At 66.4% G+C, this 26,135-nt stretch carries 27 protein-coding genes; 19 read left to right on the top strand and 8 right to left on the bottom strand.

The features are described 5' to 3' along the window. The 12 genes from L978_RS14835 to L978_RS14780 form a co-directional block, all read left to right on the top strand. Positions 1–660, top strand: a 660-nt coding sequence (locus L978_RS14835) for a YggS family pyridoxal phosphate-dependent enzyme (protein ID WP_331437073.1), incomplete at its 5' end; no start/stop codon positions are given. 43 nt (positions 661–703) lie between these two features. Next, positions 704–1,177 carry a cell division protein SepF gene (locus L978_RS14830; RefSeq protein WP_047524065.1) on the top strand — a complete coding sequence of 158 codons (474 nt, stop codon included), beginning with the start codon at positions 704–706 and terminating at the stop codon, positions 1,175–1,177. A gap of 3 nt (positions 1,178–1,180) precedes the next feature. Continuing rightward, the gene (locus tag L978_RS14825; protein WP_047524064.1) at positions 1,181–1,480 is read left to right on the top strand and encodes a YggT family protein; all 300 of its coding nucleotides are present in this window, start codon (positions 1,181–1,183) and stop codon (positions 1,478–1,480) included. Between the two features lie 181 nt (positions 1,481–1,661). After that, positions 1,662–2,261, top strand: coding sequence for a DivIVA domain-containing protein (locus L978_RS14820; protein WP_047524063.1), 600 nt, complete (start codon positions 1,662–1,664; stop codon positions 2,259–2,261). Between the two features lie 9 nt (positions 2,262–2,270). Beyond that, a complete protein-coding gene (lspA, locus tag L978_RS14815; protein ID WP_081997080.1) occupies positions 2,271–2,927 on the top strand; it encodes a signal peptidase II in 657 nt (218 codons plus the stop codon). A gap of 1 nt (position 2,928) precedes the next feature. Beyond that, the gene (locus tag L978_RS14810) at positions 2,929–3,849 is read left to right on the top strand and encodes an RluA family pseudouridine synthase (protein ID WP_047524074.1); all 921 of its coding nucleotides are present in this window, start codon (positions 2,929–2,931) and stop codon (positions 3,847–3,849) included. A 48-nt stretch (positions 3,850–3,897) separates the two neighbouring features. Beyond that, entirely contained in the window at positions 3,898–4,497 is a 600-nt protein-coding gene (locus L978_RS14805) for a GNAT family N-acetyltransferase (RefSeq protein WP_047524073.1), read from the top strand. A gap of 142 nt (positions 4,498–4,639) precedes the next feature. Further along, entirely contained in the window at positions 4,640–8,158 is a 3,519-nt protein-coding gene (gene dnaE, locus L978_RS14800; protein WP_047524062.1) for a DNA polymerase III subunit alpha, read from the top strand. 71 nt (positions 8,159–8,229) lie between these two features. Continuing rightward, on the top strand, positions 8,230–9,420 hold the full coding sequence (locus L978_RS14795; protein ID WP_047524061.1) for a hypothetical protein: 1,191 nt from the start codon (positions 8,230–8,232) through the stop codon (positions 9,418–9,420). A gap of 1 nt (position 9,421) precedes the next feature. Continuing rightward, positions 9,422–10,726 (top strand): histidinol dehydrogenase, encoded by a 1,305-nt coding sequence (gene hisD, locus L978_RS14790; protein WP_047524060.1) that lies wholly within the window; start codon positions 9,422–9,424, stop codon positions 10,724–10,726. 10 nt (positions 10,727–10,736) lie between these two features. Then, on the top strand, positions 10,737–11,207 hold the full coding sequence (gene nrdR, locus L978_RS14785; RefSeq protein ID WP_047524059.1) for a transcriptional regulator NrdR: 471 nt from the start codon (positions 10,737–10,739) through the stop codon (positions 11,205–11,207). A gap of 10 nt (positions 11,208–11,217) precedes the next feature. Then, complete coding sequence (locus L978_RS14780; protein ID WP_047524058.1) at positions 11,218–12,255, top strand: quinone-dependent dihydroorotate dehydrogenase; 1,038 nt, start codon at positions 11,218–11,220, stop codon at positions 12,253–12,255. Here L978_RS14780 and L978_RS14775 read toward each other — a convergent pair. Continuing rightward, entirely contained in the window at positions 12,230–12,802 is a 573-nt protein-coding gene (locus tag L978_RS14775) for a DUF3043 domain-containing protein (protein ID WP_047524057.1), read from the bottom strand. The genes L978_RS14780 and L978_RS14775 overlap by 26 nt on opposite strands. Before the next feature lie 46 nt (positions 12,803–12,848). On the opposite strand from L978_RS14775, the gene L978_RS14770 reads away from it, so the two are divergent. From L978_RS14770 to L978_RS14750, 5 genes are all read left to right on the top strand, one after another. After that, the gene (locus tag L978_RS14770; protein ID WP_047524056.1) at positions 12,849–14,252 is read left to right on the top strand and encodes a dipeptidase; all 1,404 of its coding nucleotides are present in this window, start codon (positions 12,849–12,851) and stop codon (positions 14,250–14,252) included. A 70-nt stretch (positions 14,253–14,322) separates the two neighbouring features. Beyond that, positions 14,323–14,685 (top strand): iron-sulfur cluster insertion protein ErpA, encoded by a 363-nt coding sequence (erpA, locus tag L978_RS14765; protein WP_017830247.1) that lies wholly within the window; start codon positions 14,323–14,325, stop codon positions 14,683–14,685. A gap of 143 nt (positions 14,686–14,828) precedes the next feature. Next, positions 14,829–15,731 carry an aa3-type cytochrome oxidase subunit II gene (ctaC, locus tag L978_RS14760; RefSeq protein ID WP_047524055.1) on the top strand — a complete coding sequence of 301 codons (903 nt, stop codon included), beginning with the start codon at positions 14,829–14,831 and terminating at the stop codon, positions 15,729–15,731. A gap of 3 nt (positions 15,732–15,734) precedes the next feature. Then, positions 15,735–17,468, top strand: a complete 1,734-nt coding sequence (gene ctaD / locus L978_RS14755; RefSeq protein ID WP_047524054.1) for an aa3-type cytochrome oxidase subunit I — start codon at positions 15,735–15,737, stop codon at positions 17,466–17,468. A 3-nt stretch (positions 17,469–17,471) separates the two neighbouring features. Then, positions 17,472–17,906, top strand: a complete 435-nt coding sequence (locus L978_RS14750; protein WP_047524053.1) for a cytochrome c oxidase subunit 4 — start codon at positions 17,472–17,474, stop codon at positions 17,904–17,906. 63 nt (positions 17,907–17,969) lie between these two features. Here L978_RS14750 and L978_RS14745 read toward each other — a convergent pair whose 3' ends face one another. The 7 genes from L978_RS14745 to ctaE all read right to left on the bottom strand — a co-directional run bounded on the left by L978_RS14745 (position 17,970) and on the right by ctaE (position 23,883). Continuing rightward, complete coding sequence (locus L978_RS14745; protein WP_047524052.1) at positions 17,970–18,389, bottom strand: rhodanese-like domain-containing protein; 420 nt, start codon at positions 18,387–18,389, stop codon at positions 17,970–17,972. A gap of 89 nt (positions 18,390–18,478) precedes the next feature. Further along, positions 18,479–18,994: a GNAT family N-acetyltransferase gene (locus tag L978_RS14740; RefSeq protein WP_047524051.1), complete on the bottom strand. Its 516-nt coding sequence runs from the start codon at positions 18,992–18,994 to the stop codon at positions 18,479–18,481. A gap of 2 nt (positions 18,995–18,996) precedes the next feature. Beyond that, on the bottom strand, positions 18,997–19,404 hold the full coding sequence (locus L978_RS14735; protein WP_047524050.1) for a RidA family protein: 408 nt from the start codon (positions 19,402–19,404) through the stop codon (positions 18,997–18,999). A gap of 80 nt (positions 19,405–19,484) precedes the next feature. Next, positions 19,485–21,299: a cytochrome bc1 complex cytochrome b subunit gene (gene qcrB, locus L978_RS14730; RefSeq protein ID WP_047524049.1), complete on the bottom strand. Its 1,815-nt coding sequence runs from the start codon at positions 21,297–21,299 to the stop codon at positions 19,485–19,487. Further along, positions 21,296–22,372 carry a cytochrome bc1 complex Rieske iron-sulfur subunit gene (gene qcrA / locus L978_RS14725; RefSeq protein ID WP_047524048.1) on the bottom strand — a complete coding sequence of 359 codons (1,077 nt, stop codon included), beginning with the start codon at positions 22,370–22,372 and terminating at the stop codon, positions 21,296–21,298. The genes qcrB and qcrA overlap by 4 nt, the downstream gene beginning before the upstream one ends. Positions 22,373–22,408: 36 nt before the next feature. Next, positions 22,409–23,209 carry a cytochrome bc1 complex diheme cytochrome c subunit gene (qcrC, locus tag L978_RS14720; protein WP_047524047.1) on the bottom strand — a complete coding sequence of 267 codons (801 nt, stop codon included), beginning with the start codon at positions 23,207–23,209 and terminating at the stop codon, positions 22,409–22,411. A gap of 20 nt (positions 23,210–23,229) precedes the next feature. Continuing rightward, positions 23,230–23,883 (bottom strand): aa3-type cytochrome oxidase subunit III, encoded by a 654-nt coding sequence (gene ctaE, locus L978_RS14715; protein WP_131491265.1) that lies wholly within the window; start codon positions 23,881–23,883, stop codon positions 23,230–23,232. A 191-nt stretch (positions 23,884–24,074) separates the two neighbouring features. On the opposite strand from ctaE, the gene trpD reads away from it, so the two are divergent. Together trpD and L978_RS14705 are read left to right on the top strand one after the other, a co-directional pair. Continuing rightward, the gene (gene trpD, locus L978_RS14710; RefSeq protein ID WP_047524046.1) at positions 24,075–25,145 is read left to right on the top strand and encodes an anthranilate phosphoribosyltransferase; all 1,071 of its coding nucleotides are present in this window, start codon (positions 24,075–24,077) and stop codon (positions 25,143–25,145) included. Positions 25,146–25,147: 2 nt separating this feature from the next. Further along, positions 25,148–26,134 (top strand): PHP domain-containing protein, encoded by a 987-nt coding sequence (locus L978_RS14705; RefSeq protein ID WP_197055673.1) that lies wholly within the window; start codon positions 25,148–25,150, stop codon positions 26,132–26,134. Position 26,135: the final 1 nt, after the last annotated feature.

Raw genomic sequence — 26,135 nt, 5'->3', positions numbered from 1 at the left:
CTGACGGCGATCGACGAGCGCATCGCCGTCGCCGCGCGCGCCGCGGGGCGGGATCCGGCGGAGCTCACCCGCATCGTCGTGACGAAGTTCCATCCGGCGTCTCTGGTCCGTGAACTGCGCGCGCTCGGCGTGCGCGACGTGGGAGAGAACCGGCAACAGGAACTGTCGGCGAAGCAGGCGGAACTCGCAGCCCTCGACCTGACCTGGCACTTCATCGGTCAGGGGCAGACGAACAAGGCCGCGGCCATCCGGCGCAGCGCCGACGTCGTGCATTCCGTCGACCGAGGCCGATTCGCCGACGCGCTGGACCGCGCGGCCCAGGACGATGGCCTCCTCGACGTGCTCGTACAGGTCAACCTCACCGACGATCCTGGTCGAGGGGGAGTGGCACCCGCTGATGCCGTCGCACTCGCCGAGCATGTGCTGGCGCTGCCATCGCTCCGTCTGCGGGGCGTCATGGCGGTCGCGCCACTGGATGAGGAACCCGGCGCTGCATTCGCGCGCTTGCGTGCCGTCGCTGAGGGCGTCCGCGCCGTTCAGCCCTCCGCATCGTGGATCTCCGCCGGGATGACCGGCGACTTCGTGGAGGCGATCGACGCCGGCGCGACACACCTGCGGATCGGCTCCGCAATCACCGGCCCCCGGCCCGACCGGGGTTAACCTGTGAAAAGACCAGCCCCAAACGTTCGAACCGGAGGACACGATGGGTAACCCGCTGAAGAAGACCATGGTGTATCTCGGCCTCGCCGACGAGGAAGAAGTCTACGAGGAGGAGGCGCAGGCTCCTGCGCGCGCTCACCGCGAGCGCGACCGCGAGCGCGAAGAGCCGGCTCCGGCTCCCGTCACGCCCCTCCGTCGTCCCGTCGCCGTCCGCCAGCCCTCTGCAGGAGCCGTGAACGAGATCCTCACCGTCCACCCCAAGCAGTACCGCGACGCTCAGCTGATCGCGGAGAGCTTCCGCGAGGGCGTCCCGGTCATCATCAACCTCTCCCAGATGAGCGATGCCGACGCGCGCCGTCTCATCGACTTCGCGAGCGGACTCTCCCTCGGCCTGTACGGCCGCATCGAGCGGGTCACCTCGAAGGTGTTCCTGCTCTCGCCGGAGAACATCGCCGTTTCGGGCCACGGGGGCATCGCGCACGCAGACGCTGAGTCTGCGGGCTTCGACCAGTCGTAGCTCGTGGAGTTGGTCTCCGTCGCAGCGAGCATCGTTCATCTGGTGCTGCTGCTCTACATCTTCGTGCTCTTCGCACGCCTCATCCTGGACTACATCCCCCTCTTCAATCGGGAGTGGCGTCCCAAGGGGTTCGGTCTGGTCGCCGCTGAGGCTGTCTACACGGTCACGGATCCGCCCATCCGGTTCTTCCGGCGGCTCATCCCGCCTTTGCGGATCGGTTCCCTGTCGCTCGATTTCGGGTTCACGCTCACCCTGTTGATCGTGCTGGTCCTGATGAACATCGTGCGGCTGTTCATCCGCTGAACTTCCGGCGATCCGCCCGGATCGGCCACGCGGACTTCGTGTTCTCTGGGTGTCGTGACATCGCGGCGCTGAGGCGCGGGGGCTATGCTGGCACCCAGGTGCGCGCCCCGGGTTCGCGCCACATCACGACCACGCCATACATCGATACTGGCATTCGTACTCATCGAAAGAGGAGCCACTCATGGCACTTACCCCGGATGACGTCGTCACCAAGCAGTTCCAGCACGTCCGCTTCAAGGACGGCTTCGACCCGGATGAGGTCGACGACTTCCTCGACGAGATCGTCATCGAGTGGCGCAAGGCTCTCGAAGAGAACGTCGAGCTGAAGGCCAAGCTGGCCGCTTACGAGTCCGGCGAGGCCCCCGAGGCCGCCGCTCCGGCCGCGGCACCTGCGGCGCCCGAGACTCCGGCTCCCGTGGCCGAGGTTCCCGCAGAGCCTGCTCCGACCGGTTCCGCGACCGCGACCGCCGGCATCATCGAGCTCGCACAGCGTCTGCACGACGAGCACGTCGCCGAGGGTGAGGCGAAGCGCAACGCGCTCATCGCCGAGGCCGAGACCGAGGTTGCCCGGATCCGCACGGAGGCCGAGGCCAAGCAGCGCGAGGAGTCGGCACGCCTGGAGCGCGAGCGCAACACGCTCGAGGCTCGCATCACCGAACTCCGCAACTTCGAGCGCGACTACCGCTCGCAGCTGCGCGGATACATCGAAGGCCAGCTCCGCGAGCTCGACGAGAAGTCGGCGTCCACGGACTCCACGCCGGTCTCCGCGATCGGTCTGTAAGGCGCCCTCTTGTCAGGACGTCGTCCCCTTCGTCGGTCGGCGGCCGGTGCGATCGTTGCGATCCTCGCAGCGCTCGTACTGGCCGCCGATCAGTTTGTGAAGTACCTCACGATCGAGAACCTGCCGCTGCAGGTACCGGTCCCGGTTCTCGGTGAGTTCCTTCAGCTGTACTACGTCCGCAACCCCGGCGCGGCGTTCTCGCTCGGTTCCGAGGTCACCTGGATCTTCACGATCGCCCTCGCGGTCGTCGCGTCGATCATCATCTGGAAGGCGTTCGGGCTCAAGTCCCGGCTGTGGGCAGTGGTCCTCGGCTGCCTGCTCGGCGGCGTGCTCGGCAACCTCACCGATCGACTGTTCCGGGAGCCCGGGTTCCCGGTGGGACATGTCGTCGACATGATCTCGATGCCGTGGATGATGCCGGCCATCTTCAACGTCGCGGACATCTTCATCGTCACCGGCATGATCTCGGTGGCCCTGCTCGTGGTCTTCGGCCTGCGCTTCGACGGTACGCGCGAGCGCGATCACGCGGTGGTCGAGACCGAGGAAGAGGCAGAAGCTGCGGCGATCGCCGCCGAGGCGGCGACAGAGACGGACGCGGACGAGGTGGACGCGGGCGACGATGACGCACCTTCGGAGGATGCGGCTCCCGCATCGGAAGGCCGCTGACGTGGAGTCCCGATCTCTGCCGGTTCCTGACGGCCTGGACGGCACGCGGGTGGATGCCGCGCTCGCGAAGCTGATGGGTTTCTCCCGCACCTTCGCTGCGGATGTCGCCGCGGCCGGCGGAGTCCGTCTGGACGGCGTGACGCTCGACAAGTCTGACCGCTTGCGCGGTGGTGGCTGGCTCGAAGTCGATTGGGCGCCGAAGGAGGCGCCGCGAGTCATTCCGATCGCGGTTCCCGGGCTCGGGGTCGTGTACGACGACGACGACATCATCGTGGTCGACAAGCCCACGGGCGTGGCCGCGCATCCGTCCGTCGGGTGGGAGGGCCCCACCGTCGTCGGCGCACTCGAGGCCGCCGGATTCCGCGTCGCGACGAGCGGTGCCGCCGAGCGTCAGGGGATCGTGCACCGGCTGGACGTCGGCACGAGCGGTCTCATGGTCGTGGCGAAGTCCGAGCAGGCGTACACGACGCTGAAGCAGGCGTTCAAGGACCGTACGGTCGAGAAGGTCTATCACGCGGTCGTGCAGGGGCATCCTGATCCGCTGGCGGGAACGATCGACGCGCCCATCGGGCGCCATCCGAACCACTCCTGGAAGTTCGCCGTCGTTCCCGACGGGAAGCCCTCGGTGACCCACTACGAGACGCTCGAAGCTTTTCCGGGCGCTTCGCTCCTCGAGATCCATCTCGAGACGGGGCGCACGCATCAGATCCGCGTGCACATGGCTGCTCATCGGCATCCGTGCGTCGGCGATCCGCTGTACGGCGCCGACCCCACGATGTCAACCCGGCTCGGGCTCACACGTCAGTGGCTGCACGCACATCAGCTCGCGTTCGCGCACCCGGCGACGGGGGACTGGGTGCAGTTCGAGTCGCCCTATCCGGCAGACTTCCGCCACGCGTTGGACGTCCTGCGCGGCGAATAGTCGGCGCTGCGCCGGCCCGATGTCGGTGTGGTGCGCGACACTGAGCGCATGAGCATCGAGGTTCGTCCTGCAACCGTGTTCGACGACGTCGCAACCCTCGTCGGGCCGAAGAAGCCGACGTCGAACGTGTGCTTCTGCCTGAGCTATCGCATCGGCAACAAGGAGAACCTTGTGCTCAAGGGCCCGGCCCGCGCCGACCGGGTGCGCGAGCTGTGCCAGGAGGACCCTCCCCCCGGCGTGATCGCCTATCTCGACGACGAGCCTGTCGGCTGGGCGGCACTGCATCCGCGGCGCGAGACGAGCTTCGCCCGCAATCGGCTCATCCCGCAGATCGATGACCTCGACGTCTGGTCGCTGTGGTGTTTCCGGGTACGCCCCGGGTACCGGAAGCAGGGCATCTCCCATGCGCTGATCGACGGTGCTGTCGCATATGCGACGGAGCGCGGCGCGCCCGCCATCGAGGGATATCCGGTCGACAACGGGGGCGAGAAGGTGAATCTGACGATGGCGTACGTCGGCACGCGAGCGCTCTTCGAGAGTGCAGGATTCGTGAAGGCCGCGGATACGGGTTCCGTGCTCGACGGGTTCCCGCGGGTGCTGATGAGGCTCGACCTGGGGACGGCACAGAGATCGTCGAAGAAAGCGTGACCACAGACAGAGCGAGAGGCTGACGTCCCAATTCCTACATGACTTTCGGAGTTAGGCGTCGTCGATTCACTGCCGTGAGGGAACCTCGACGGAGCCCCGGCGCCGACCTCCGGTGTCGGGGCTCCGCCCTAGACTCGAAGGCATGGCATCCGACTCCTTCGTCCACCTGCACGTGCACAGCGAGTACTCCATGCTGGACGGTGCGGCGAAGATCAATGCGATGACCCAGGCAGCCGCCGAATACGGGATGCCGGCCATCGCGGTGACCGATCACGGCAACACCTTCGCGGCATTCGAGTTCTACAACGCGGCGCGGAACGCGGGTATCAAGCCCATCATCGGGCTCGAGGCATACATGACCCCGGGCACGCACCGCAGCGACAAGACGCGCGTGCAGTGGGGCTCACCGGACCAGAAGAGCGACGACGTCTCCGGCTCGGGCGCGTACACCCACATGACGATGTGGAGCCAGAGCACCGCGGGCATGCACAACCTTTTCCGGATCAGCTCCCGGTCGAGCATGGAGGGTTACTACTTCAAGCCCCGCATGGACCGCGAGCTGCTCCAGACCTACGGCAAGGGCATCATCGCGACCACAGGATGCCCCTCCGGCGAGATCCAGACGCGACTGCGGCTGGGGCAGTACGACGCGGCACGCGCGGCGGCTGCAGAGTTCCAGGACATCTTCGGCAAGGAGAACTACTTCGCCGAGATCATGGACCACGGTCTCTCCATCGAGCGACGGGTGATGACCGACCTGCTCCGCCTCGCGAAAGACCTCAACATCCCGCTCGTCGCGACCAACGACTCGCACTACACGCACCAGCACGAGGCCGACGCTCACGAGGCTCTGCTGTGCGTGCAGTCGGGTTCCACCATGGACGATCCGAACCGGTTCAAGTTCGACGGCGACGGCTACTACATCAAGACCGCCGCCGAGATGCGGCAGCTGTTCCGCGATCACCCCGAGGCCTGCGACAACACGCTCCTGATCGCCGAGCGCTGCGAGGTCGAGTTCGACACCTCGGCGAACTACATGCCGCGCTTCCCGGTCCCCGACGGTGAGACCGAGGACAGCTGGCTCATCAAGGAGGTCGAGGCGGGCCTGCACTACCGGTACCCCGGTGGCATCCCCGACAAGGTGCGCAAGCAGGCCGAGTACGAGACCGGCATCATCCTGCAGATGGGCTTCCCCGGCTACTTCCTCGTCGTCGCGGACTTCATCAACTGGGCCAAAGACAACGGCATCCGTGTCGGTCCCGGCCGTGGTTCGGGTGCCGGGTCGATGGTCGCCTACGCGATGCGGATCACCGACCTCGACCCGCTCGAGCACGGTCTGATCTTCGAGCGCTTCCTCAACCCCGACCGTGTCTCGATGCCCGACTTCGACGTCGACTTCGATGATCGTCGCCGCGGCGAGGTCATCGAATACGTCACCGAGAAGTACGGATCCGAGCGCGTCGCCCAGATCGTCACCTACGGCACGATCAAGTCGAAGCAGGCGCTGAAGGACGCGGGGCGCGTCCTCGGGTTCCCCTTCAGCATGGGGGAGCGCCTCACGAAGGCGATGCCGCCGCCCGTGATGGGCAAGGACATGCCCCTGGACGGCATGTTCGACTCGGCGCACCCCCGGTACAAGGAAGCGAGCGAGTTCCGCACGCTGATCGAGACCGACCCGGAGGCCAAGACCGTCTTCGACCGCGCTCTCGGTCTCGAAGGGCTGAAGCGTCAGTGGGGCGTCCACGCCGCCGGCGTGATCATGTCGTCCGATCCGCTGCTCGACATCATCCCGATCATGAGGCGCGAGCAGGACGGCCAGATCGTCACGCAGTTCGACTACCCGTCGTGCGAGTCGCTCGGGCTGATCAAGATGGACTTCCTCGGGCTGCGCAACCTCACGATCATCTCCGATGCGCTCGACAACATCCGGACGAACCGGGGCGAAGAACTCGACCTCGAGCACCTCGGTCTCGACGACCCGGGTGTGTATCAGCTGCTCGCGCGCGGAGACACCCTGGGCGTCTTCCAACTCGACAGTCCGCCGCTGCGTTCGCTGATGCGCCTGATGAAGCCGGACAACTTCGGTGACATCTCGGCCCTCATCGCCCTGTATCGCCCGGGCCCGATGGGCGCGAACTCGCACACCAACTACGCACTGCGCAAGAACGGGGTGCAGGAGATCACCCCCATCCATCCCGAGCTCGAAGCGCCGCTCGCGGAGATCCTGGAGGAGTCGTACGGACTCATCATCTACCAGGAGCAGGTCATGGCCATCGCTCAGGCCGTCGCCGGCTTCAGCCTCGGACAAGCAGACATCCTCCGTCGCGCGATGGGCAAGAAGAAGAAGTCGGAGCTCGACAAGCAGTACGAGGGCTTCGCGGGCGGGATGAAGGAGCGCGGCTTCGGCGAGGACGCGATCAAGGCGCTGTGGGACATCCTGCTGCCCTTCTCGGACTACGCCTTCAACAAGGCCCACTCCGCGGCGTACGGACTCGTGTCGTACTGGACCGCATACCTCAAGGCGCACTATCCCGCCGAGTACATGGCGGCGTTGCTCACCAGCGTGGGCGACTCCAAGGACAAGATGGCCCTGTACCTGAACGAGTGCCGTCGCATGGGGATCAAAGTCCTTCCGCCCGACGTCTCGGACTCGATCAACTTCTTCGCGGCCGTCGGAGACGACATCCGCTTCGGCCTCGGCGCTGTGCGCAACGTCGGCAGCAACGTCGTCGAAGGGATCGTGCAGGCGCGCAAGGGGGAGCGGTTCACCTCGTTCCACCACTTCCTCGACACCGTGCCGCTGCATGTCTCGAACAAGCGCACCGTGGAGTCCCTGATCAAGGCCGGCGCCTTCGATTCGATGGGCGACACCCGCCGAGCGCTCATGGAAGTGCACGAAGACGCGGTCGAGGCAGCCGTCGACCGCAAGCGCAACGAGGCACAGGGCGCGATCGGGTTCGACTTCGACAGTCTCTACGACGGCATGGAAGAGGCCGCTCCGGCCAAGGTGCCGGCCCGCCCCGAGTGGGTCAAGAAGGACAAGCTCGCCTTCGAGCGGGAGATGCTCGGCCTGTACGTCTCCGATCACCCGCTGGCCGGGCTCGAGGTGCCGCTCGCGAAGCATGCGTCGATCTCGATCCATGACCTCAACAACTCCGAAGACCTGCAGGACGGCGATCAGGTGACCGTGGCGGGCCTCGTGACCAGCGTGCAGCACCGCGTGGCCAAGGCGAGCGGTAATCCGTACGGCATGATCACGGTCGAGGACTTCAACGGCGAGGTCACCGTGATGTTCATGGGCAAGACGTACACCGAGTTCCAGCACACCTTGCAACAGGACGCGATCCTCGCCGTGCGCGGGCGCGTGTCCCGTCGTGATGACGGCCTCAACCTGCATGCGCAGTCCGCGTTCGCGCCCGACATCGGCTCGTTCGACGCCGCAGGGCCACTGTCGTTGGTCTTGGCGGAGCAACGTGCCACCGAGCGGGTGATGGGTGAGCTCGCCGAGGTCCTGCGTCGGCACAACGGCGACACGGAGGTTCTGCTCCGCGTGCACCGAGGCGGCACTGCGAAGGTCTTCGAGGTGCCCATGCCGGTGAAGGTCTCGGCAGACCTCTTCGGTGACCTCAAGTCCCTTCTCGGACCCACCTGTCTGGGGTGAGCGGGTAGGATCATGAGCCGTCGGCAGCACGACGAATCCCCCCGTCGAGCACGGTGACGAAAGGACCACGCATGAGCACGGAACTCCCTGAGCCGGGTGTCGAAGATGCGGACTTCAGCGATGACGACGGTGTCCTCTACGACGACGAGGTGACTCCGGAGTACGGGATCCTCGGATTCACCCTCCGTGAGCTGCTCATCGTCAGCGTGTGGCTGGTCTCCTTCGTCGTGTCGTTCTTCCCGCTGGCCGGGGGCGCCTCGCTCTGGGGCGTCGGAATCCAGTGGATCCTTCCGGTGGGTCTCCCCACGGTCGCCGTGTTCCTGCTCGTGCTCCGTCGTTTCTCGCCGGACGGTATCCGTCGCGTAGGGTCGCTCGGCATCGACCAGTTCGCCTCTGTGGCCTTCTCGGTCGCAGCCGTCGTCTGGGCCGGGAACGTGTGGCTCACGATCTCCGGGCTGATCGCCACCGGGTTCTGGTCGCTTCCGTGGAGCGGCGTGGTGATGGCCGTCGCCGCTCTGGCTCTGGTCGTGCTCACGGTGTTCGCTCCACTCATCCCGGGGCTGAAAGAGGACTTCCACGGACGTCTGGTCACCCTCGCCCACCGCAACGCCAACCCGGTTCGCCCCGTCATCGCGCGACCGCGACCCGAACCGGTCGTCACGGAGCCCGAGCCGCAGGCCGCCACCGACGGCGACCGGACGGATGTGAGCGTGGATGCCTCCGCGCTTCCTCCGGTCCCAGACGCCGACAGCCGGGATTCCGGGAGCCAGGCCACGGACGAGGTCGAGCGCGCCGACCTCGCCGCGCAGGTGCCCCTCACGGCACACGCGTCCGGTGGTGACATCGGCACCGTGCCCGGCACGGACGACGAGGAGTACGTGCCCACGTACTCTCGGCGTTCTCGGGGGCAGGAGCCCGAGATCGTCTCGGACACCGGGAGCATCGAGTCCCTCCTCGAGACCGCTGCGACATACGAGACAGCTGTCGTCCCCGACGACACGGAAGCTCCGATCGTGGAGGGTTTCGCAGACGCGGACCTCGATGCGACGAATCCGCGCGAGTCGACTCCGGTCGCGCAGCCGTTCTGGATCCTCGCGCCCTCTGAGCGTGACGTCCACGACGAGCGCGGCGACGCGTTGTTCCGCATCGGCCCGAATGCCTGGGCGCTCGTGATCGAAGACCGTGGAGGTGCCTACGTCGTGCGACATGACGACGGGCGGATCGGCTACCTCCACGACATCTCCGACATCACGAAAGGCTGAAATGCGCACGATCGATCTGCGGGGGCGCGAGCTCTCGCCCGCTGACATGCTCGCCGCCGTACCGCGAGCCACACAGGCGCGTGCCGAGGCGCTCGACACCGCCGCCCGCCTCGTCGACGACGTCCGCGACCGCGGTGAGGCCGCTCTCCGTGAGCAGGCGGAACGCTTCGACCGGGTCGCCGGACACTCCGTCCGGGTTCCTGCCGCGCACATCGACGAGGCGCTGGCCGACCTCGCCCCCGAAGTGCGTACCGCTCTCGAGGAGGCGATCCGCCGCGTGCGACTGGCCTCCGCAGCCCAGGTGCCGGCTTCGCAGGTCACCCGCATCGGCGACGGCGCCGTCATCACGCAGCGCTGGCAGCCCGTCCACCGCGTGGGTGTGTACATCCCCGGTGGGAAAGCGGTCTACCCGTCCAGCGTGATCATGAACGTCGTGCCGGCTCAGGTGGCAGGTGTGGAGCAGATCGCATTGGCATCGCCGCCGCAGGCGGACCAGGGAGGGCGAATCCACCCGACGATCCTCGCCGCGGCTGCCCTGCTGGGCGTGACCGAGGTCTATGCGATGGGCGGAGCGGGGGCGATCGGCGCGTTCGCGCACGGTGTCGCCTCGCTCGGGCTCGACCCCGTCGACGTCGTTTCCGGGCCAGGCAACAACTACGTCGCCTCCGCCAAGCGCGCGGTCGCCGGCGTCGTCGGGACGGACTCGGAGGCCGGCGCGACCGAGATCCTGGTCGTCGCCGATGCCGATGCCGATCCGCGCCTCATCGCCGCCGACCTCGTGAGCCAGGCGGAGCACGACGAACAGGCATCCGCGGTACTGGTCACGGACGCCGCGGAGCTCGCTGCACGCGTCGCCACCGAAGTCGAGCGGATCTCCGTCCTCACCCGTCACAGCGAGCGTGTCGCCGCGTCCTTGGGAGGACCGCAGTCGGCGATCGTCCTCGTCGACGATCGCGCCATGGCGACCGCGTTCAGCAACGCCTACGCGCCCGAGCACCTCGAACTCCACCTCGCCGATGCCGAGAGCGCCGCGTCGGCCTTCACGAGCGCCGGAGCGGTCTTCGTCGGAGACCAGACGCCGGTGAGCCTGGGGGACTACATGGCGGGGAGCAACCACGTGCTCCCGACCGGCGGTCAGGCGCGGTATGCACCGGGACTCGGCGCGTACACGTTCCTGCGTCCTCAGCAGGTGATCTCCTACGACAGGGCCGCACTGGCCGCTGTCCGAGCGGGGGTCGTCGCACTCGCCGAGTCCGAGGCGCTGCCGGCGCACGGTGAGGCGATCGAGGCGCGCTTCACCGCGTAGGATCGGTCAGATGCACTGCCCCTTCTGCCGTCATCCCGACTCCCGCGTCATCGATTCCCGCACGAGTGACGACGGGCTCTCGATCAGGCGGCGTCGTCAGTGCCCGGAGTGCGGGGGTCGTTTCACGACCACCGAGACGGCGAGCCTCAACGTCATCAAGCGTTCCGGCGTGATGGAGCCTTTCAGCCGGGAGAAGGTCATCTCCGGCGTGCGCAAGGCGTGTCAGGGGCGGCCGGTGACCGAGGCCGATCTCGCCATCCTCGCGCAGCGCGTGGAGGAGGCTGTTCGCCAGACGGGGGTGTCGCAGCTCGACACGAACGAGATCGGTCTGGCCATCCTCGGTCCGCTGCGTGATCTCGATGAGGTCGCATTCCTCCGCTTCGCCAGCGTCTACCAGGCGTTCGACTCGCTCGAGGATTTCGAGGCGGCGATCACCGACCTCCGCGCCGACCACACGAAGCAGGAGGCCGAGGAGCGGTAATCTGGCAGGGATGTATCCGCTGCTCTTCCGCGCTGTCCTCTCGCGCTTCGATCCCGAGTTCACCCATCACGCCGGCATGGCGGTGATCCGCGTCCTCGGAGTGCCGCCGTTCTCCTGGGCGACCCGTGCCCTGACCGCGCCGGATCCGTCCTTGCGCGTCGACGCACTCGGACTCAGCTTCCCGTCGCCCTTCGGCATCGCGGCCGGTTTCGACAAGAACGCCGTCGGTGTCCGCGGACTGGCGGCACTCGGGTTCGGCCACGTGGAGATCGGTACCGTGACGGCGATCCCGCAGGAGGGGAATCCCAAGCCGCGTCTGTTCCGTCTGTTGGCGGACCGCGCCGTCGTCAACCGGATGGGCTTCAACAACGACGGCGCTGATGCGGTCGCCCGTCGCCTCGCTCGACTGCGCCGTGGCGCACCGGACATGGTGATCGGCGTCAACATCGGCAAGAGCCGCATCGTGGACGTCGAAGATGCGACCGCCGACTACGTGGCCTCGGCAACCCGCCTCGCCCCGCTGGCCGACTACCTCGCGGTGAACGTGTCCTCGCCGAACACCCCGGGACTGCGCGGGCTGCAGGCAGTGGAGACGCTGGCACCGTTGCTCCGGGCGGTCAAGGAAGCATCGGGGTCCACGCCGCTGCTCGTCAAGATCGCTCCGGATCTTCCGGATGACGAGATCACCGCCATCGCGGAGTTGGCCGTGGCCGAGGGGCTCGCCGGAATCATCGCGCACAACACCACGATCAGTCGAGACGGACTGCTCACGGACGCGGCGTCGATCGAAGCCGCGGGCGCGGGCGGACTGTCGGGGGCGCCGCTGAAGAAGCGCTCGCTCGAAGTGCTCCGGATCGTGCGTGACGCCGTACCGGCAGAGTTCTGCGTGATCGCGGTCGGTGGAGTCGAGACTCCGGCCGATGTGCAGGAGCGTCTGCAGGCCGGTGCCACTCTCGTGCAGGGTTACACGGGATTCCTGTACCGCGGTCCGTTCTGGGGCCGCGAGATCAACAGGGGGCTGGTCAGTCGGGGTACTGGCCGCGCTTGACCTGCGGCTTCGGCAGTCGCATGAAGCGCATCTGCAGCGCGCGCATCGCGGCGTACCAGCCGAGGCCGCGCTCGAGGCGCTCCTTGCCGAACTTCGCTGCGGCCTTCCGCTTGACCCGCATCCCGAGCAGCACCATGCCGCCGATCGCGATCACGAGATACCCCATCATGACGATGTAGGCGTAGAACGAGATCATCATGTTCGTCGGCAGGAGCGAGGCGAGGATGACCAGCACCATGACGCCCATCACGAACTCGGCCGGGTGCCACCCCGCGTCCACGTAGTCGCGCACCCAGCGGCGCTGCGGGCCCTTGTCGCGGACCGGGAGGTACTTCTCCTCGCCGGCGGCCATGCCGGCCTGGGCGCGAGCGCGACGCTCGTTGAGCTCGGCTTTGGCAGCCGCCTTCGCCTCTTTGGTGTTGGCGACCAGGGGGCGGCGACGTGCTGCCTCCTGCTCCGCGCGGGTCGGCGTCGCGCGCCCCTTGCCGACGGCAGTCGTCTCGGAGGCGTCGTCGTTCGTCGAAGGGGAGGCGGGGTTAGTGGACACGGAGTTCCTCGGTTCGCTGGCGGGGGATCACCTTAAGATTACTCGCATGACCCCTCCTGTTCTTCCCCCTGAGCCCGATGCCGCCGTTCTCGAAGCCGTGGCCACCGGAATCCCTGCTGCGCTGTCGGATCTCGGACACCTCGTGCGGATCCCCGGGATGGCATGGCCGGCGTTCGATCAGACGCAACTGGAGCGCAGCGCGGCCGCTGTCGCGTCACTGGCCGAGGACACCGGTGTCTTCGATGAGGTCCGTGTGCTGCGCGCAGCGATCCCCGGCACCGACGAGCAGGGGCAGCCGGCGGTCCTCGCCACCCGTGCGGCGCGGAACGGGAAGCCGACGATCCTCCTCTACGCGCACCACGACGTGCAGCCTCCAGGGGACGACGCCCTGTGGGAGACGCCGCCGTTCGAGCCGACGGTGCGGGACGGACGTCTCTACGGGCGTGGTGCGGCGGACGACAAAGCGGGGGTCATGGCGCACATCGCGTCGATCCGGGCGGTCAGCGAGGTCCTCGGGGACGATCTCGACCTGGGTATCGCGATGTTCATCGAGGGGGAGGAGGAGTACGGTTCCCGCTCCTTCGCGCAGTTCCTCTCCGACAACAAGGAGGCTCTGCGCGCAGACGCGATCGTCGTGGCGGACTCCGGCAACTGGGACTCCGTGACGCCGGGACTCACGGTCTCGCTGCGCGGCAACGCGCGCTTCACGCTGCGTGTGCGCACACTCGACCACGCGTCGCACTCGGGGATGTTCGGCGGTGCGGTGCCCGACGCGATGATGGCCACCGTCACGCTGCTCGCGACGCTCTGGGATGAGGACGGGGCGGTCGCGGTCGAGGGAATGACCGCGCGCGATGCGGCCACTCCGGACTACACCGAGGCGACGCTGCGGGATGAGGCCGGACTGCTTCCCGCCACCACGCCGATCGGCAACGGGACGATCCTCAGCCGGATCTGGAACAAGCCCGCGGTCACCGTCATCGGTATCGACTCCACGACCGTCGCCGCAGCTTCCAACACGCTCCTTCCCGAGGTCACCGTGGTGATCAGTGCTCGTGTCGCACCGGGCCAAACGGGGCAGGAAGCCTACGAGGCCCTCGAAGCCCACCTCCGCGCCCATGCACCGTTCGGTGCGGAGCTCACGTTCTCCGACGTCGATCTCGGCGACGGCTTCCTGGTCGACACGGGCGGGTGGGCCGTGGCGTTGACCCGTGACGCGATGCGCGATGGCTACGGAGTCGCTCCGGTCGACCTCGGCGTGGGCGGATCCATCCCCTTCATCGCGGATCTGGTGCGGGAATTTCCCGCCGCGCAGATCCTGGTGACCGGTGTCGAAGACCCCCACTCGCGGGCCCACAGCCCGAACGAGTCGCTGCACCTGGACACGTTCCGCCGTGCCGTCGCGAGCGAGGCTCTGCTCCTGGCTCGGATGAATGCCACCGAACTCTGAGCCTCACAGCGTGTGCGGCGGTAGAATCGTCCGAGAAGCCGTGCACCTGCGGCCCGTCACAAGGAGCGACATGAGCGACACCACCCTCTCCCCAGAGACCACCCGCGCACACGGCGTCACCCTGACCGACGCTGCCGCCACGAAGGTCAAGAACCTCCTCGAACAGGAGGGGCGCGACGATCTGCGCCTCCGCGTCGCCGTGCAGCCCGGTGGCTGCTCGGGCCTGATCTATCAGCTGTACTTCGACGAGCGCTACCTCGAAGGCGATGAGACCGTCGACTTCGACGGCGTCGAGGTGATCATCGACAATATGAGCGTCCCGTACCTCGATGGTGCGGCGATCGACTTCAAGGACACGATCTCCGAGCAGGGCTTCACGATCGACAACCCCAACGCAGCGGGTAGCTGCGCGTGCGGCGACAGCTTCCACTGATCCTCGCTTCGCGGACCACGGCCGCTGTCACCGATCGGTGACGGCGGCCGTTCTGCATCCGGCAACCTGCGTGGATGGCATGAATCAGGTGTGAGGTTGCCCTAGACTTGGGTGTGCTCTGTTCGCGATCTGAAAGGTGCATCGTGCCCTCGAAACGCAGCCTTCGTTGGGCCGCCCTCCCTGTGGGAGTTGCGGCAGCCTTGGCCCTGGCGGGATGCTCTCCCACCGAGCTGAACGGCTTTCTTCCGGGCTTCGTGGAGGGTGGCCCCGCAGCCACCAATCAGACCGAGCGCGTCTCATCGCTCTGGGTGAACTCGTGGATCGTGCTCCTCGCCGTCGGAATCATCACCTGGGGCCTGATGGCCTGGGCTGCGATCGCGTACCGCCGTCGCAAGGGCCAGACCGGCCTGCCGGTGCAGATGCGCTACAACATGCCGATCGAGATCTTCTACACGATCGTGCCGCTCATCCTCGTGCTGGGCATGTTCTTCTTCACGGCTCGCGACCAGACCGCGATCGAAGCCAAGTGGGACGAACCCGACGTCGAGATCACCGCGATCGCCAAGCAGTGGGCGTGGGACTTCCAGTACGACGGCGACGAGGAGGACAACTCCGACGCCGTCTGGACGATGGGCATCCAGGCTCAGCCCGACAAGGACGGCAACATCGACCAGGCGCAGCTGCCCACGCTGGTGCTGCCCGTCGACAAGAAGGTCACGATCAACCTTCAGTCGCGTGACGTCATCCACTCCTTCTGGATCATCGACTTCCTCTACAAGAAGGACATGTACATCGGGAAGGACAACTCGTGGTCCTTCATCCCGACCCGCGAGGGCGAGTACGCCGGCAAGTGCGCCGAGCTCTGCGGTGAATACCACTCGATGATGCTCTTCAACGTGAAGGTCGTCTCCGAGGACGATTACGAGGCCTACCTCCAGACGCTCGAAGAGAAGGGCAACACGGGCGACATCACCGACGCCTACGACCGTCTCTCGAACTTCCCGGGAACGACCCCGACGACCGACACCGAGGAAGGAGGGGAGTAAGCCATGTCGACCACTGAAGCTCCCCGTACCGACGAGGCTCCCAGATCTCGTCCCACCAGTCTGCCCGCCCGCCAGGCCGCTCTCATGAGCTCCTCGCGCGTGGAGCAGAAGGGCAACATCGTCGTCAAGTGGATCACGTCCACCGACCACAAGACCATCGGGTACATGTACCTGATCGCCTCGGTGATGTTCTTCCTCCTCGGCGGTGTGATGGCCCTCGTCATCCGTGCTGAGCTGTTCGCGCCGGGAATGCAGATCATCCCGACGAAGGAGCAGTACAACCAGCTGTTCACGATGCACGGCACGATCATGCTGCTGATGTTCGCGACGCCGCTGTTCGCAGGTTTCGCCAACGCGATCCTTCCGCTGCAGATCGGTGCGCCCGACGTCGCCTTCCCGCGTCTGAACGCCTTCGCCTTCTGGCTCTTCCTCTTCGGCTCGACCATCGCGGTCGCGGGCTTCCTCACGCCGCAGGGCGCGGCCTCCTTCGGATGGTTCGCCTATCAGCCGCTCGCCGGCGCGTCCTTCTCGCCGGGTGCCGGTGGGAACCTGTGGATGGTGGGACTGGGAATCTCCGGTTTCGGAACGATCCTCGGTGCCGTCAACTTCATCACCACGATCATCACGATGCGTGCTCCCGGCATGACGATGTGGCGCATGCCGATCTTCTCGTGGAACACGCTCATCACGAGCCTCCTGATCCTGATGGCGTTCCCGGTCCTCGCTGCGGCCATCTTCGCCGCAGCCGCGGACCGTATCCTCGGCGCCCACATCTACGACCCGGCCAACGGTGGTGTCCTGCTCTGGCAGCACCTGTTCTGGTTCTTCGGACACCCTGAGGTCTACATCATCGCCCTGCCGTTCTTCGGCATCGTGTCGGAGATCTTCCCGGTCTTCAGCCGCAAGCCGATCTTCGGGTACAAGACGCTCGTCTACGCCACGATCGCGATCGCCGCGCTCTCGGTGGCGGTGTGGGCTCACCACATGTACGTCACCGGCTCGGTCCTGCTGCCGTTCTTCGCTCTGATGACGATGCTGATCGCGGTGCCGACCGGCGTGAAGATCTTCAACTGGATCGGAACGCTCTGGCGAGGGTCCGTGACCTTCGAGACGCCGATGGTGTTCGCCCTCGGGTTCCTGGTCTCGTTCGTCTTCGGTGGTCTGACCGGTGTGATCCTGGCAGCCCCGCCGCTGGACTTCGCGCTCTCCGACTCCTACTTCGTCGTCGCGCACTTCCACTACGTGGTGTTCGGCACGGTCGTGTTCGCCATGTTCGCCGGCTTCTACTTCTGGTGGCCCAAGTGGACCGGGCGCATGCTCAACGAGCGTCTCGGCTACGTGCACTTCTGGTTGCTCTTCATCGGTTTCCACATGACGTTCCTCATCCAGCACTGGCTGGGTGTCGACGGAATGGTCCGTCGCTACGCGGACTACTCGGCCGCCGACGGCTGGACCTGGCAGAACCAGGTGTCGACGATCGGTGCGATCATCCTCGGCGCTTCGATGCTTCCGTTCTTCCTGAACGTCTGGATCACGGCTCGCAAGGCACCGAAGGTCACGGTCAACGACCCGTGGGGCTACGGCGCTTCGCTCGAATGGGCGACGTCCTGCCCGCCGCCGCGTCACAACTTCACGTCGATCCCGCGCATTCGCAGCGAGCGTCCTGCGTTCGACCTGAACCACCCGGAGGCCGCCGAGTTCGCGACCACGGCACCCGGCGAGCGAGAGGCCCACTAAGTCATGCGCGACAATGTCATTCTCTGGTGGATCCTGACGGCGTTCTTCGCCCTCGTCGGTGTCATCTACACCGGCTGGCACATCCTGGCCACGCCGGCGGACAACTTCGCCATGCGGATCGAGTGGGTCGGTACGGTCGCTCTGTTCTTCTCGGCGTTCATGGCCGCGATGATCGCGTTCTACCTGGACCGCACGCACAAGGCGCAGAGCGGTGAGCTCCCCGAAGACATCCTCACTGCGGACATCGACGACGGTGACCCCGAGCTCGGCGAGTTCAGCCCGTGGTCCTGGTGGCCGATCGTGCTCGCCGCTTCTGCGGGAGTCTTCGTCGTCGGCCTGGCTGTGGGGCACTTCCTGCTCCCGATCGGCCTCGCGATCTTCGTCGTCGCGATCGTCGGCTGGGTGTACGAGTACTACCGCGGCAACTTCGCTCGCTGACGCGACTGACGTGAGAAGCCCCCGGATCCGTCCGGGGGCTTCTTCATGTTCAGTGCGAGGCGATCAGGCGCGGGTTCGGATGCGTGCAATCCCGGTCAGTGGGTCGACCGGACGTCGGTGCGTCCCGTCGGCGTCTTCGACCGGATAGCCTTCGCGCACCCAGTATTCGAAGCCGCCGATCATCTCACGCACGTTGTAGCCCAGTCGGGAGAACTCGAGTGCGCCCTTGGCACCGGCGTTGCAGCCGGGGCTCCAGCAGTACACCACGACCTCGGCGTCGGGGGATATCTCACGCGGTGCTCTCGCCGCGATCTCGCTGTAGTGCATATGGATGGCACCGGCCACGCGCCCCTGTGCCCATGCCTCTTCGGACCGTACATCGATCACGACGATGTCGGTATGAGCCTGACGGGCGGCATGGACATCGCTGGCGTCGGTCTCGTAAGCGAGTTTGGCGGCGTAGTAGTCGGCACGGTCGATCATGTGCCCAGCCTATTTCGCCGAGCTCCCCGGGGTCCTTCGTGTTCCTGCCGATCGGCGTGCGAAAACGGTCAGCGATATCGCCGCCGCGGTCAGAGGCGTACAGTCATCTGCACGCGGGGCCCGTGGCGCAGGAGACCGAGCTCCTCCTCGACCTGGACCAGGCTGCGCAGCAGAGGGGTGTCCGGCGTCGTCACGGCGAAACCGCAGGACGCGTAGAACGGCGCATTCCAGGGGACATCCGCATAGGTGCGAAGCGTCATCCTCGAGCTGCCACGGCGTCGGGCCTCCGCCATCGCAGCCGCCAGCAGTCGGCGTCCGATACCGCGTCGCCCGAACTCCGGAAGCACCGAGAGCTGCTCGAGGTGGGTGCCTCCCTCGATTTCCAGAACATGCGCGAAGCCGATGAGGTCCGACGACGAGGTCTCATCGCCGTCGTGCTCGGCCACGAGTACGAACCCTGGCGCCGTGGCACGCTCGTGCGGGGGCGTGGGCGGCGGCCAATCGACGGCACCGAACCTCTCGACGAGCAGGGTATCCGCGGCGATCTCGATGCGCTCCGTGGCTGCGTCGTCGTTGGGACGTGCCTCGCGGATCAAGACCTCCATGATCACTCGTCGGCGACGGCGGCGATCGCCTCGATCTCCACGAGCTGGTCGTCATAGCCGAGGACCGTCACGCCCAGCAGGGTGCTGGGCACATCGTGCGCGCCGAACGCGGCATGGACCACATCCCACGCCGTGACGAGGTCTGCTTGCGACGTGGACGCCACGAGCACGCGCGTGCTGATCACGTCGGTCAGGTCGGCTCCCGCCACGAGCAGTGCGCCCTTGAGCGTCTCGACGCAGCGTGCCGCCTGGGCCGCGTAGTCTCCGGGCGCAGCGGTCGAGCCGTCATCGTTGAGCGGGCACGCGCCGGCGAGGAAGATGAGGCGGGATCCGGCCGGTGCGGTGGCAGCGTAGGCGTAGGGGGTTTCCGCGAGGTTGTCGGCACGGATCAGGCGGACGACGGATGACATGGTTCGATCCTTTCATCGGGCAGGTGACGAAGAAGGCCCCGTTCGTGTGAGCGGGGCCTTCTTCGATGGGGGAGTGACGACTACTCGCCTTCCTCCGACTTCTTCTTCCGAGGCTTCTTCACCGGCTCGGTGGCGATCACCGTGCTGGGGGTGTTCGGCGTCTCGTCGACGTGCGTCTCATCGACGGTGAGCGGGGCGTCAGGGAAGCCGGCGCGCTCGTGGGCGCCCTGGATCTCTGCGGCCTCGGTCTCTTCGTTGTGAGCCGTGACGTGATGCTGATGGGCGTCGGCTGCCTCGACCTCGGCCTGCGTGAGGGGAGCGATACGGTCCTCGAAGAACCAGCGGGAGATCGAGGAACGGAGGTTTTCCGTCCACGGGATGCGGCCCTTGGCGTTCGGGCGAACCACGAGGGGCTCGTAGCTGTCGACGTCGATGAGCTTCCAGCGGTCGTACTTGTCGACGGGCTGGTGCACCTCGATGAACTCACCACCGGGGAGGCGGACGATGCGTCCGGACTCGTATCCGTGCAGGACGATCTCACGATCCTTCTTCTGCAGCGCGATGCAGATGCGCTTGGTGACGAAGTATCCGAGGATCGGGCCGAGGAACAGGAGCGCCTGCAGCGTGTGGATCACGCCTTCCATCGTGAGCATGAAGTGCGTCGCGATGAGGTCGGACGAGGCCGCTGCCCACAGGACCGCGTAGAAGATGACGCCGGCGGCACCGATCGCCGTACGCGTCGCCGCGTTGCGGGGACGCTGAGCGATGTGGTGCTCGCGCTTGTCTCCGGTGACCCACGCCTCGAGGAAGGGATAGATCGCGACGATCACGATGAACAGACCGAGCACCAGGACCGGGGCGATGATCCCGAACGACCACGTGTGGTTGAGGAACACGATGTCCCAGTTCGACGGAGCCAGGCGTAGCGCGCCGTCGGCGAACCCGATGTACCAGTCGGGCTGAGTGCCGGCGGAGACGGGCGAGGGGTCGTAGGGGCCGTAGTTCCAGATCGGGTTGATCTGGAAGAACGTCGCGATCAGCACGATGGTGCCGAACACGATGAACAGGTAGCCGCCCATCTTCGACATGTACACCGGCATCATCGGGTAGCCCACGACGTTGTCGTTCGTGCGGCCGGGGCCCGCGAACTGCGTGTGCTTGTTGACGATCATCAGCATCAGGTGCACGACGATCAGCGCGATGACCAGCATCGGGAGCAACAGGATGTGCAGGGTGTACAGACGTCCGACGATGTCGGTTCCCGGGAACTCGCCACCGAACAGGAGGAACGAGGTCCACGTGCCGATCAGGGGGAGACCCTTGATCATGCCGTCGATGATGCGGAGGCCGTTACCCGAGAGCAGGTCGTCGGGGAGCGAGTAGCCGGTGAAGCCCTCTGCCATCGCGAGGATGAACAGGACGAAACCGATGACCCAGTTGAGCTCGCGCGGCTTGCGGAATGCGCCGGTGAAGAACACGCGGAGCATGTGCACGCCGATTCCGGCGATGAACACCAGAGCGGCCCAGTGGTGGATCTGACGGACCAGGAGGCCGCCTCGCAGATCGAAGGAGATGTGCAGCGAAGACTCGAGAGCCGCCGACATCTCGATCCCGCGCATCGGGGCGTAGGCGCCGGTGTAGTGGGTCTCGACCATCGACGCGTCGAAGAAGAACGTCAGGAAGGTTCCGGAGAGGAACACGACGACGAAGCTCCACAGCGCGATCTCGCCGAGCATGAACGACCAGTGGTCGGGGAAGATCTTCCGTCCGAGTTCCTTGACGAAACCGGAGATGCTGGTGCGCTCATCGATGTAGTTCGACGCGGCACCGACGAAGCGACCGCCGAGGGGCGCCTTGGTGTCGTTGTCGTCTTTGGACAGCGTTGCGGTGCTCAATGGCGCTCCCAGAAGCTCGGGCCGACGGGTTCCTTGAAGTCGCTGCGTGCGACCAGGTAGCCCTCGTCATCGACGGTGATGGGCAGCTGCGGCAGCGGACGTGCCGCAGGGCCGAAGATGACCTTGGCGTGGTCCGTGACGTCGAACTGCGACTGGTGGCACGGGCACAGGAGGTGATGGGTCTGCTGCTCGTAGAGGGCCACGGGGCAGCCGACGTGCGTGCAGACCTTGGAGTAGGCGACGATGCCGTCGTACGACCAGTCCTTGCGGTCCTCAGCTTCGATCAGCTGCTCGGGACGCAGGCGCATCATGAGCACGATGGCCTTCGCCTTCTCCTCGAGGTAGCCGTCGTGGTGACTGAGCGTGGCGAGCTCTTCGGGGATCACGTGGAACGCGGATCCGAGGGTCACGTCCGCAGCGCGGATCGGGGTGCCGTCGGGGTCGCGGACGAGGCGGCTGCCCTCTTCCCACATCGTGTGCTTGAGGAGTGCGACCGGGTCACCGGCGATGGGGTCGTCAGGCGTGGAGTGCGGTGCGAGGCCACGGAACAGTGCGACTCCGGGGATGATCGAGGCGACGATCGCAGCGAACATCGAGTTGCGGATCATGGAGCGGCGCCCGAAGCCCGATTCCTCGTTCGCGTCGGAGAAGGCCTTGATCGCAGCTTCGCGCGTCGAGTCCTTGCCGCGCGTGGGATGACGGTGCTCGATGAACTCCTTGTCGGACATGAGCGCCTTGGACCAGTGGATCGCACCGATTCCGAGGGCCAGGAGCGCGAGAGCGATCCCGAGACCGATGAAGAGGTTGTTCTGCCGGATGTCGATGAGCGCGCCGCTCTCGATCGGGAACAGCATGTAAGCGGCAACCGCCCAGATGCTTCCCGCGAGCGAGAGGTAGAACAGCGTGTAGACAGTGCGGACAGCGGCCTTCTCAGCGCGCGGGTCCTTATCGGTCATCCGCTCGCGATGCGGCGGAAGCCCGGGGTTCTGCACGGGATCGCTGACTGCGACACCCAGCCCCGGAGAGGGCTGGTAGGCCCTGTCAAGAGCCTGCGAGTCGTCGTCGTGTGCCATGGTGCTCCTCGTACGTTCCTCTTCGATGAATAAGCGTCAGTTGGACTTCGCCGTGATCCACACGGTGGCGGCGACGAGCGCGCCGATACCGAAGATCCACACGAACAGTCCCTCGGAGACCGGCCCGAGGGAGCCGAGCGAGAAGCCGCCGACCTGCACGGACTGCTGCTGGAAGAGCAGAGCCGAGATGATGTCGCGCTTGTCCTCGTCGGACAGGTTCATGTCACCGAAGACCGGCATGTTCTGCGGGCCGGTGACCATGGCCGCATAGATGTGCAGGGCACTGGTCTCGGTCAGGGCGGGGGCGTACTTGCCCTCGGTGAGTGCACCACCGGCTGCGGCCACGTTGTGGCACATGGCGCAGTTCACGCGGAACAGTTCTGCTCCGTGCGAGACGTCGCCTTCCCCGTCGAGGATGCGCTCGTCCGGGAAGGTCGGGCCGGGGGCCGTGGACTGCACGAACGAGGAGATCGCGAGGATCTGCTCTTCGGTGAACTGCGGCTCCTTCTGCGGCGCCTGCGGTCCCTGCATCTGCAGAGGCATGCGACCGGTCGACAGCTGGAACTCGGTCGCCAGCTCGCCCACGCCGTAGAGGCTGGGGCCGTTGGCGGTTCCCTGCAGGTCGAGACCGTGGCAGGTGGCGCAGTTCGCCGTGAACAGCTTCTCGCCGTCTTCGACGGTCAGCTGGGTCGTCGCAGCCTGCGTGTCGGACGCCGCGAATGCGGCGGTTGCACCGGCATAGACCGCGCCGGTGATCATGAGGCCTGCTCCGATGAGCGCGGCCGCCGCCAAAGGGCTGCGACGACCGCTGGAACGGCGCTTCTTCTCTCGTGCCATCTCGGGGATCAGCTCCGCTCTTATTTCAGGAAGTAGATAACGAGGAACAGCACGATCCAGACGACGTCGACGAAGTGCCAGTAGTAGGACACCACGATCGAGGAGGTCGCCTCCTTGTGCCGGAAGTTCTTGACGGCGTAGGCGCGGCCGATGACGAGCAGGAACGCGACGAGCCCGCCGGTGACGTGCAGGGCGTGGAAGCCGGTCGTCAGGTAGAACGCCGAGGCGTAGGAGTCGGCGCCGATCGGCATGCCTTCAGCGACGAGCTGTGCGTACTCCCAGACCTGGCCGGACACGAAGATCGCGCCGAGGGCGAAGGTGAGGAAGAACCACTCGACCATTCCCCAGCCGAACAGACGACGGCGGCCGGCGCCGTTCTTCTGTCCCTTGCCGATCTTGTAGGGCTGCAGGTCTTCTGCCGCGAACACGCCCATCTGGCACGTGAACGAGGACAGGACCAGGATCGCAGTGTTCACTGCGGCGAACGGGACGTTCAGCAGCTCGGTCCGGTCAGCCCACAGCTCCGGTGAGGTGCTGCGGAGGGTGAAGTAGATCGCGAAGAGTCCCGCGAAGAACATCACCTCACTGCCGAGCCACACAATGGTGCCGACAGCTACCGGGTTGGGCCGCTTAATCGTTCTCGCCGCCGGGGCATACGTCGCTGAGGTCGTCACCCCTCCATTATGGCCGATCTCGGGCGTGATTCTTGCACCAGCGGCCTTCGATTCACCCGTCTGCGACTTAGGGGACCCTAAGAAAACCCTGCGAATACCTGGTGAATCCGCGGGAAACAGCGGTCGGCCGCGGATCGGAGCTCCGATGCGAAGGATCTGCATGTTTTCTCCGCGCCGATAGGATCGCACACATGGCTGATTCGCTGACCTGGTCCGACGTGCTCACTTCTCTGCTGGAGCGTCGCGATCTCAGCGTCTGGGAGTCCACTTGGGCCATGCGTCAGATCATGCAGGGCGACGTCAGCGAAGCCCAGCTCGCAGGCTTCCTCATCGCATTGCGGGCGAAGGGCGAGACGATCGATGAGATCGTCGGCTTCCGTGATGCGATCCTCGAGGCGGCCGTTCCCCTGCCGGTGTCGCCGGATGTGCTCGACATCGTGGGAACGGGCGGCGACCGCGTCGGCACGGTGAACGTGTCGACCACGGCGGCGATCGTCATCGGCGCGACCGGTGTTCCGGTGGTCAAACACGGGAATCGCGCCGCGAGCTCGGCCTCGGGTTCGTCCGACGTCCTCGGGGCGCTGGGACTCGAGCTCTCCCTCGATCCGGCGGCCGTGGCGACCATCCTCGACCGCACCGGCATCACGTTCGCGTGGGCGGGCGCCTTCCACCCCGGTTTCAAGCACGCGGGTGCCGTGCGCGCCGAGCTGGGGGTCCCCACCGTCTTCAACATGCTCGGCCCGCTGTGCAACCCCGCGCGTGCCGAAGCCAATGCCGTGGGGGTCGCGCAGATGGAGCGCGTGCCACTCATCACCGGGGTGTTCCGGACCCGCGGCGCCACGGCGCTCGTCTTCCGTGGGGACGACGGCCTCGACGAGCTCACCACGACCGGGCACAGCCGGATCTGGGAGGTCACGCGCGGAGACATCCACGAGCATGACCTCGACCCGCGCGATCTCGGAATCCCGATCGCCGATCTCGCCGACCTGATCGGCGGGTCGCCCCAGCACAACGCGGAGGTGCTCCGACGCACTCTGGCAGGGGATTCCGGCGCAGTCCGTGACATCGTGCTCCTGAACGCCGCTGCCGGCATCGTGGCCTTCGAGCTGTCTCAGGACGCGGGTCAGGTGCAGCGTCCGATTCTGGAGCGCCTGCGTGAGGGCTATGAGAAGGCTTCGGCAGCGATCGACGACGGGCGCGCACTCGCGAAGCTCGACCAGTGGATCGGTGTGAGTCGCGAACTCTCGTCACCGAAGGAGTGACCGTGGATCCCGTCGACGCGCTGCTCGAGATCGCCTCCCTGCTGGAGCGTGAGCGTGCGTCGCGGTATCGCGCGAAGGCCTTCCGCCAGGCAGCTGCGACCCTGCGGGATCTTCCCGACGACGTTCAGCGGGATCCCACGCGGCTGCGTACAGCCAAAGGTATCGGCGAGTCCACCTTCGCGGTGATTCGCCAGGCGCAGGCCGGGCAGGTCCCCGACTACCTCGTCGAGTTGCGCGGTGATGTCGAGCCCGAGCGTATGTCGGAGCTCCGGGGGAAGCTCCGCGGCGACCTGCATGCGCACACGGACTGGTCGGACGGGACCACACCGATCTCGGTGATGGCTGCCGCTGCCAGGGCGCTCGGACATAAGTACCAGGCGATCACCGATCATTCGCCGCGCCTCCGGGTCGCTCGCGGGCTGTCGGCCGAGCGCCTTCGGGAGCAGATGCCGCTCGTCCGCGCGGAATCCGGTGACGGCTTCACCCTGCTCGCGGGCATCGAGGTCGACATCCTGGAAGACGGGGGCCTCGATCAGGAGGACGGTCTGCTCGCCGAGCTGGACATCGTCGTGGCGTCGGTTCATTCCAAACTGCGCATGGATGCGCGGGCGATGACCGCACGCATGATCGCCGCGGTCGCGCACCCTCGGGTCAACGTGCTCGGGCACTGCACCGGACGCCTCGTGCAGGGCGACCGAGGAACGCGCCCTCCGTCGACGTTCGATGCCCAGGCCGTTTTCGCAGCCTGCGCGGAGAACGGCGTGGCGGTCGAGATCAACTCGCGACCGGAGCGGCAGGATCCGCCGGACGATCTGATCGCGATCGCTCTCGCTGAGGGATGCCTGTTCTCGATCGATTCGGATGCGCACGCGCCCGGCCAGCTCTCGCTGCTCGACCACGGAGCAGAACGTGCAGAGCGCGCCGGCGTCCCGTTATCGCGCATCGTCACGACCTGGGGTCTCGAGCGGCTGCGCGCCTGGGCGGAGTGAT

Source organism: Microbacterium sp. ZOR0019, from assembly GCF_000800925.1.
Taxonomy (GTDB): Bacteria; Actinomycetota; Actinomycetes; order Actinomycetales; family Microbacteriaceae; genus Microbacterium; species Microbacterium aurugineum.
The sequence above is the reverse complement of the archived record's forward strand: the minus strand, read 5'-3'. Positions and strand labels throughout refer to the sequence as shown.

Coding starts and splice junctions, on each gene's coding strand:
- L978_RS14740 (WP_047524051.1), bottom strand. CDS start 18,994: ATGGAGGTCTTGATCCGCGAGGCACGTCCCAACGACGACGCAGCCACG.
- L978_RS14750 (WP_047524053.1), top strand. CDS start 17,472: ATGCGCGACAATGTCATTCTCTGGTGGATCCTGACGGCGTTCTTCGCC.
- qcrC (WP_047524047.1), bottom strand. CDS start 23,209: ATGGCACGAGAGAAGAAGCGCCGTTCCAGCGGTCGTCGCAGCCCTTTG.
- qcrA (WP_047524048.1), bottom strand. CDS start 22,372: ATGGCACACGACGACGACTCGCAGGCTCTTGACAGGGCCTACCAGCCC.
- L978_RS14795 (WP_047524061.1), top strand. CDS start 8,230: ATGAGCACGGAACTCCCTGAGCCGGGTGTCGAAGATGCGGACTTCAGC.
- L978_RS14830 (WP_047524065.1), top strand. CDS start 704: ATGGGTAACCCGCTGAAGAAGACCATGGTGTATCTCGGCCTCGCCGAC.
- hisD (WP_047524060.1), top strand. CDS start 9,422: ATGCGCACGATCGATCTGCGGGGGCGCGAGCTCTCGCCCGCTGACATG.
- L978_RS14745 (WP_047524052.1), bottom strand. CDS start 18,389: ATGATCGACCGTGCCGACTACTACGCCGCCAAACTCGCTTACGAGACC.
- dnaE (WP_047524062.1), top strand. CDS start 4,640: ATGGCATCCGACTCCTTCGTCCACCTGCACGTGCACAGCGAGTACTCC.
- L978_RS14820 (WP_047524063.1), top strand. CDS start 1,662: ATGGCACTTACCCCGGATGACGTCGTCACCAAGCAGTTCCAGCACGTC.
- nrdR (WP_047524059.1), top strand. CDS start 10,737: ATGCACTGCCCCTTCTGCCGTCATCCCGACTCCCGCGTCATCGATTCC.
- L978_RS14735 (WP_047524050.1), bottom strand. CDS start 19,404: ATGTCATCCGTCGTCCGCCTGATCCGTGCCGACAACCTCGCGGAAACC.
- ctaD (WP_047524054.1), top strand. CDS start 15,735: ATGTCGACCACTGAAGCTCCCCGTACCGACGAGGCTCCCAGATCTCGT.
- L978_RS14805 (WP_047524073.1), top strand. CDS start 3,898: ATGAGCATCGAGGTTCGTCCTGCAACCGTGTTCGACGACGTCGCAACC.
- L978_RS14770 (WP_047524056.1), top strand. CDS start 12,849: ATGACCCCTCCTGTTCTTCCCCCTGAGCCCGATGCCGCCGTTCTCGAA.
- erpA (WP_017830247.1), top strand. CDS start 14,323: ATGAGCGACACCACCCTCTCCCCAGAGACCACCCGCGCACACGGCGTC.
- L978_RS14780 (WP_047524058.1), top strand. CDS start 11,218: ATGTATCCGCTGCTCTTCCGCGCTGTCCTCTCGCGCTTCGATCCCGAG.
- trpD (WP_047524046.1), top strand. CDS start 24,075: ATGGCTGATTCGCTGACCTGGTCCGACGTGCTCACTTCTCTGCTGGAG.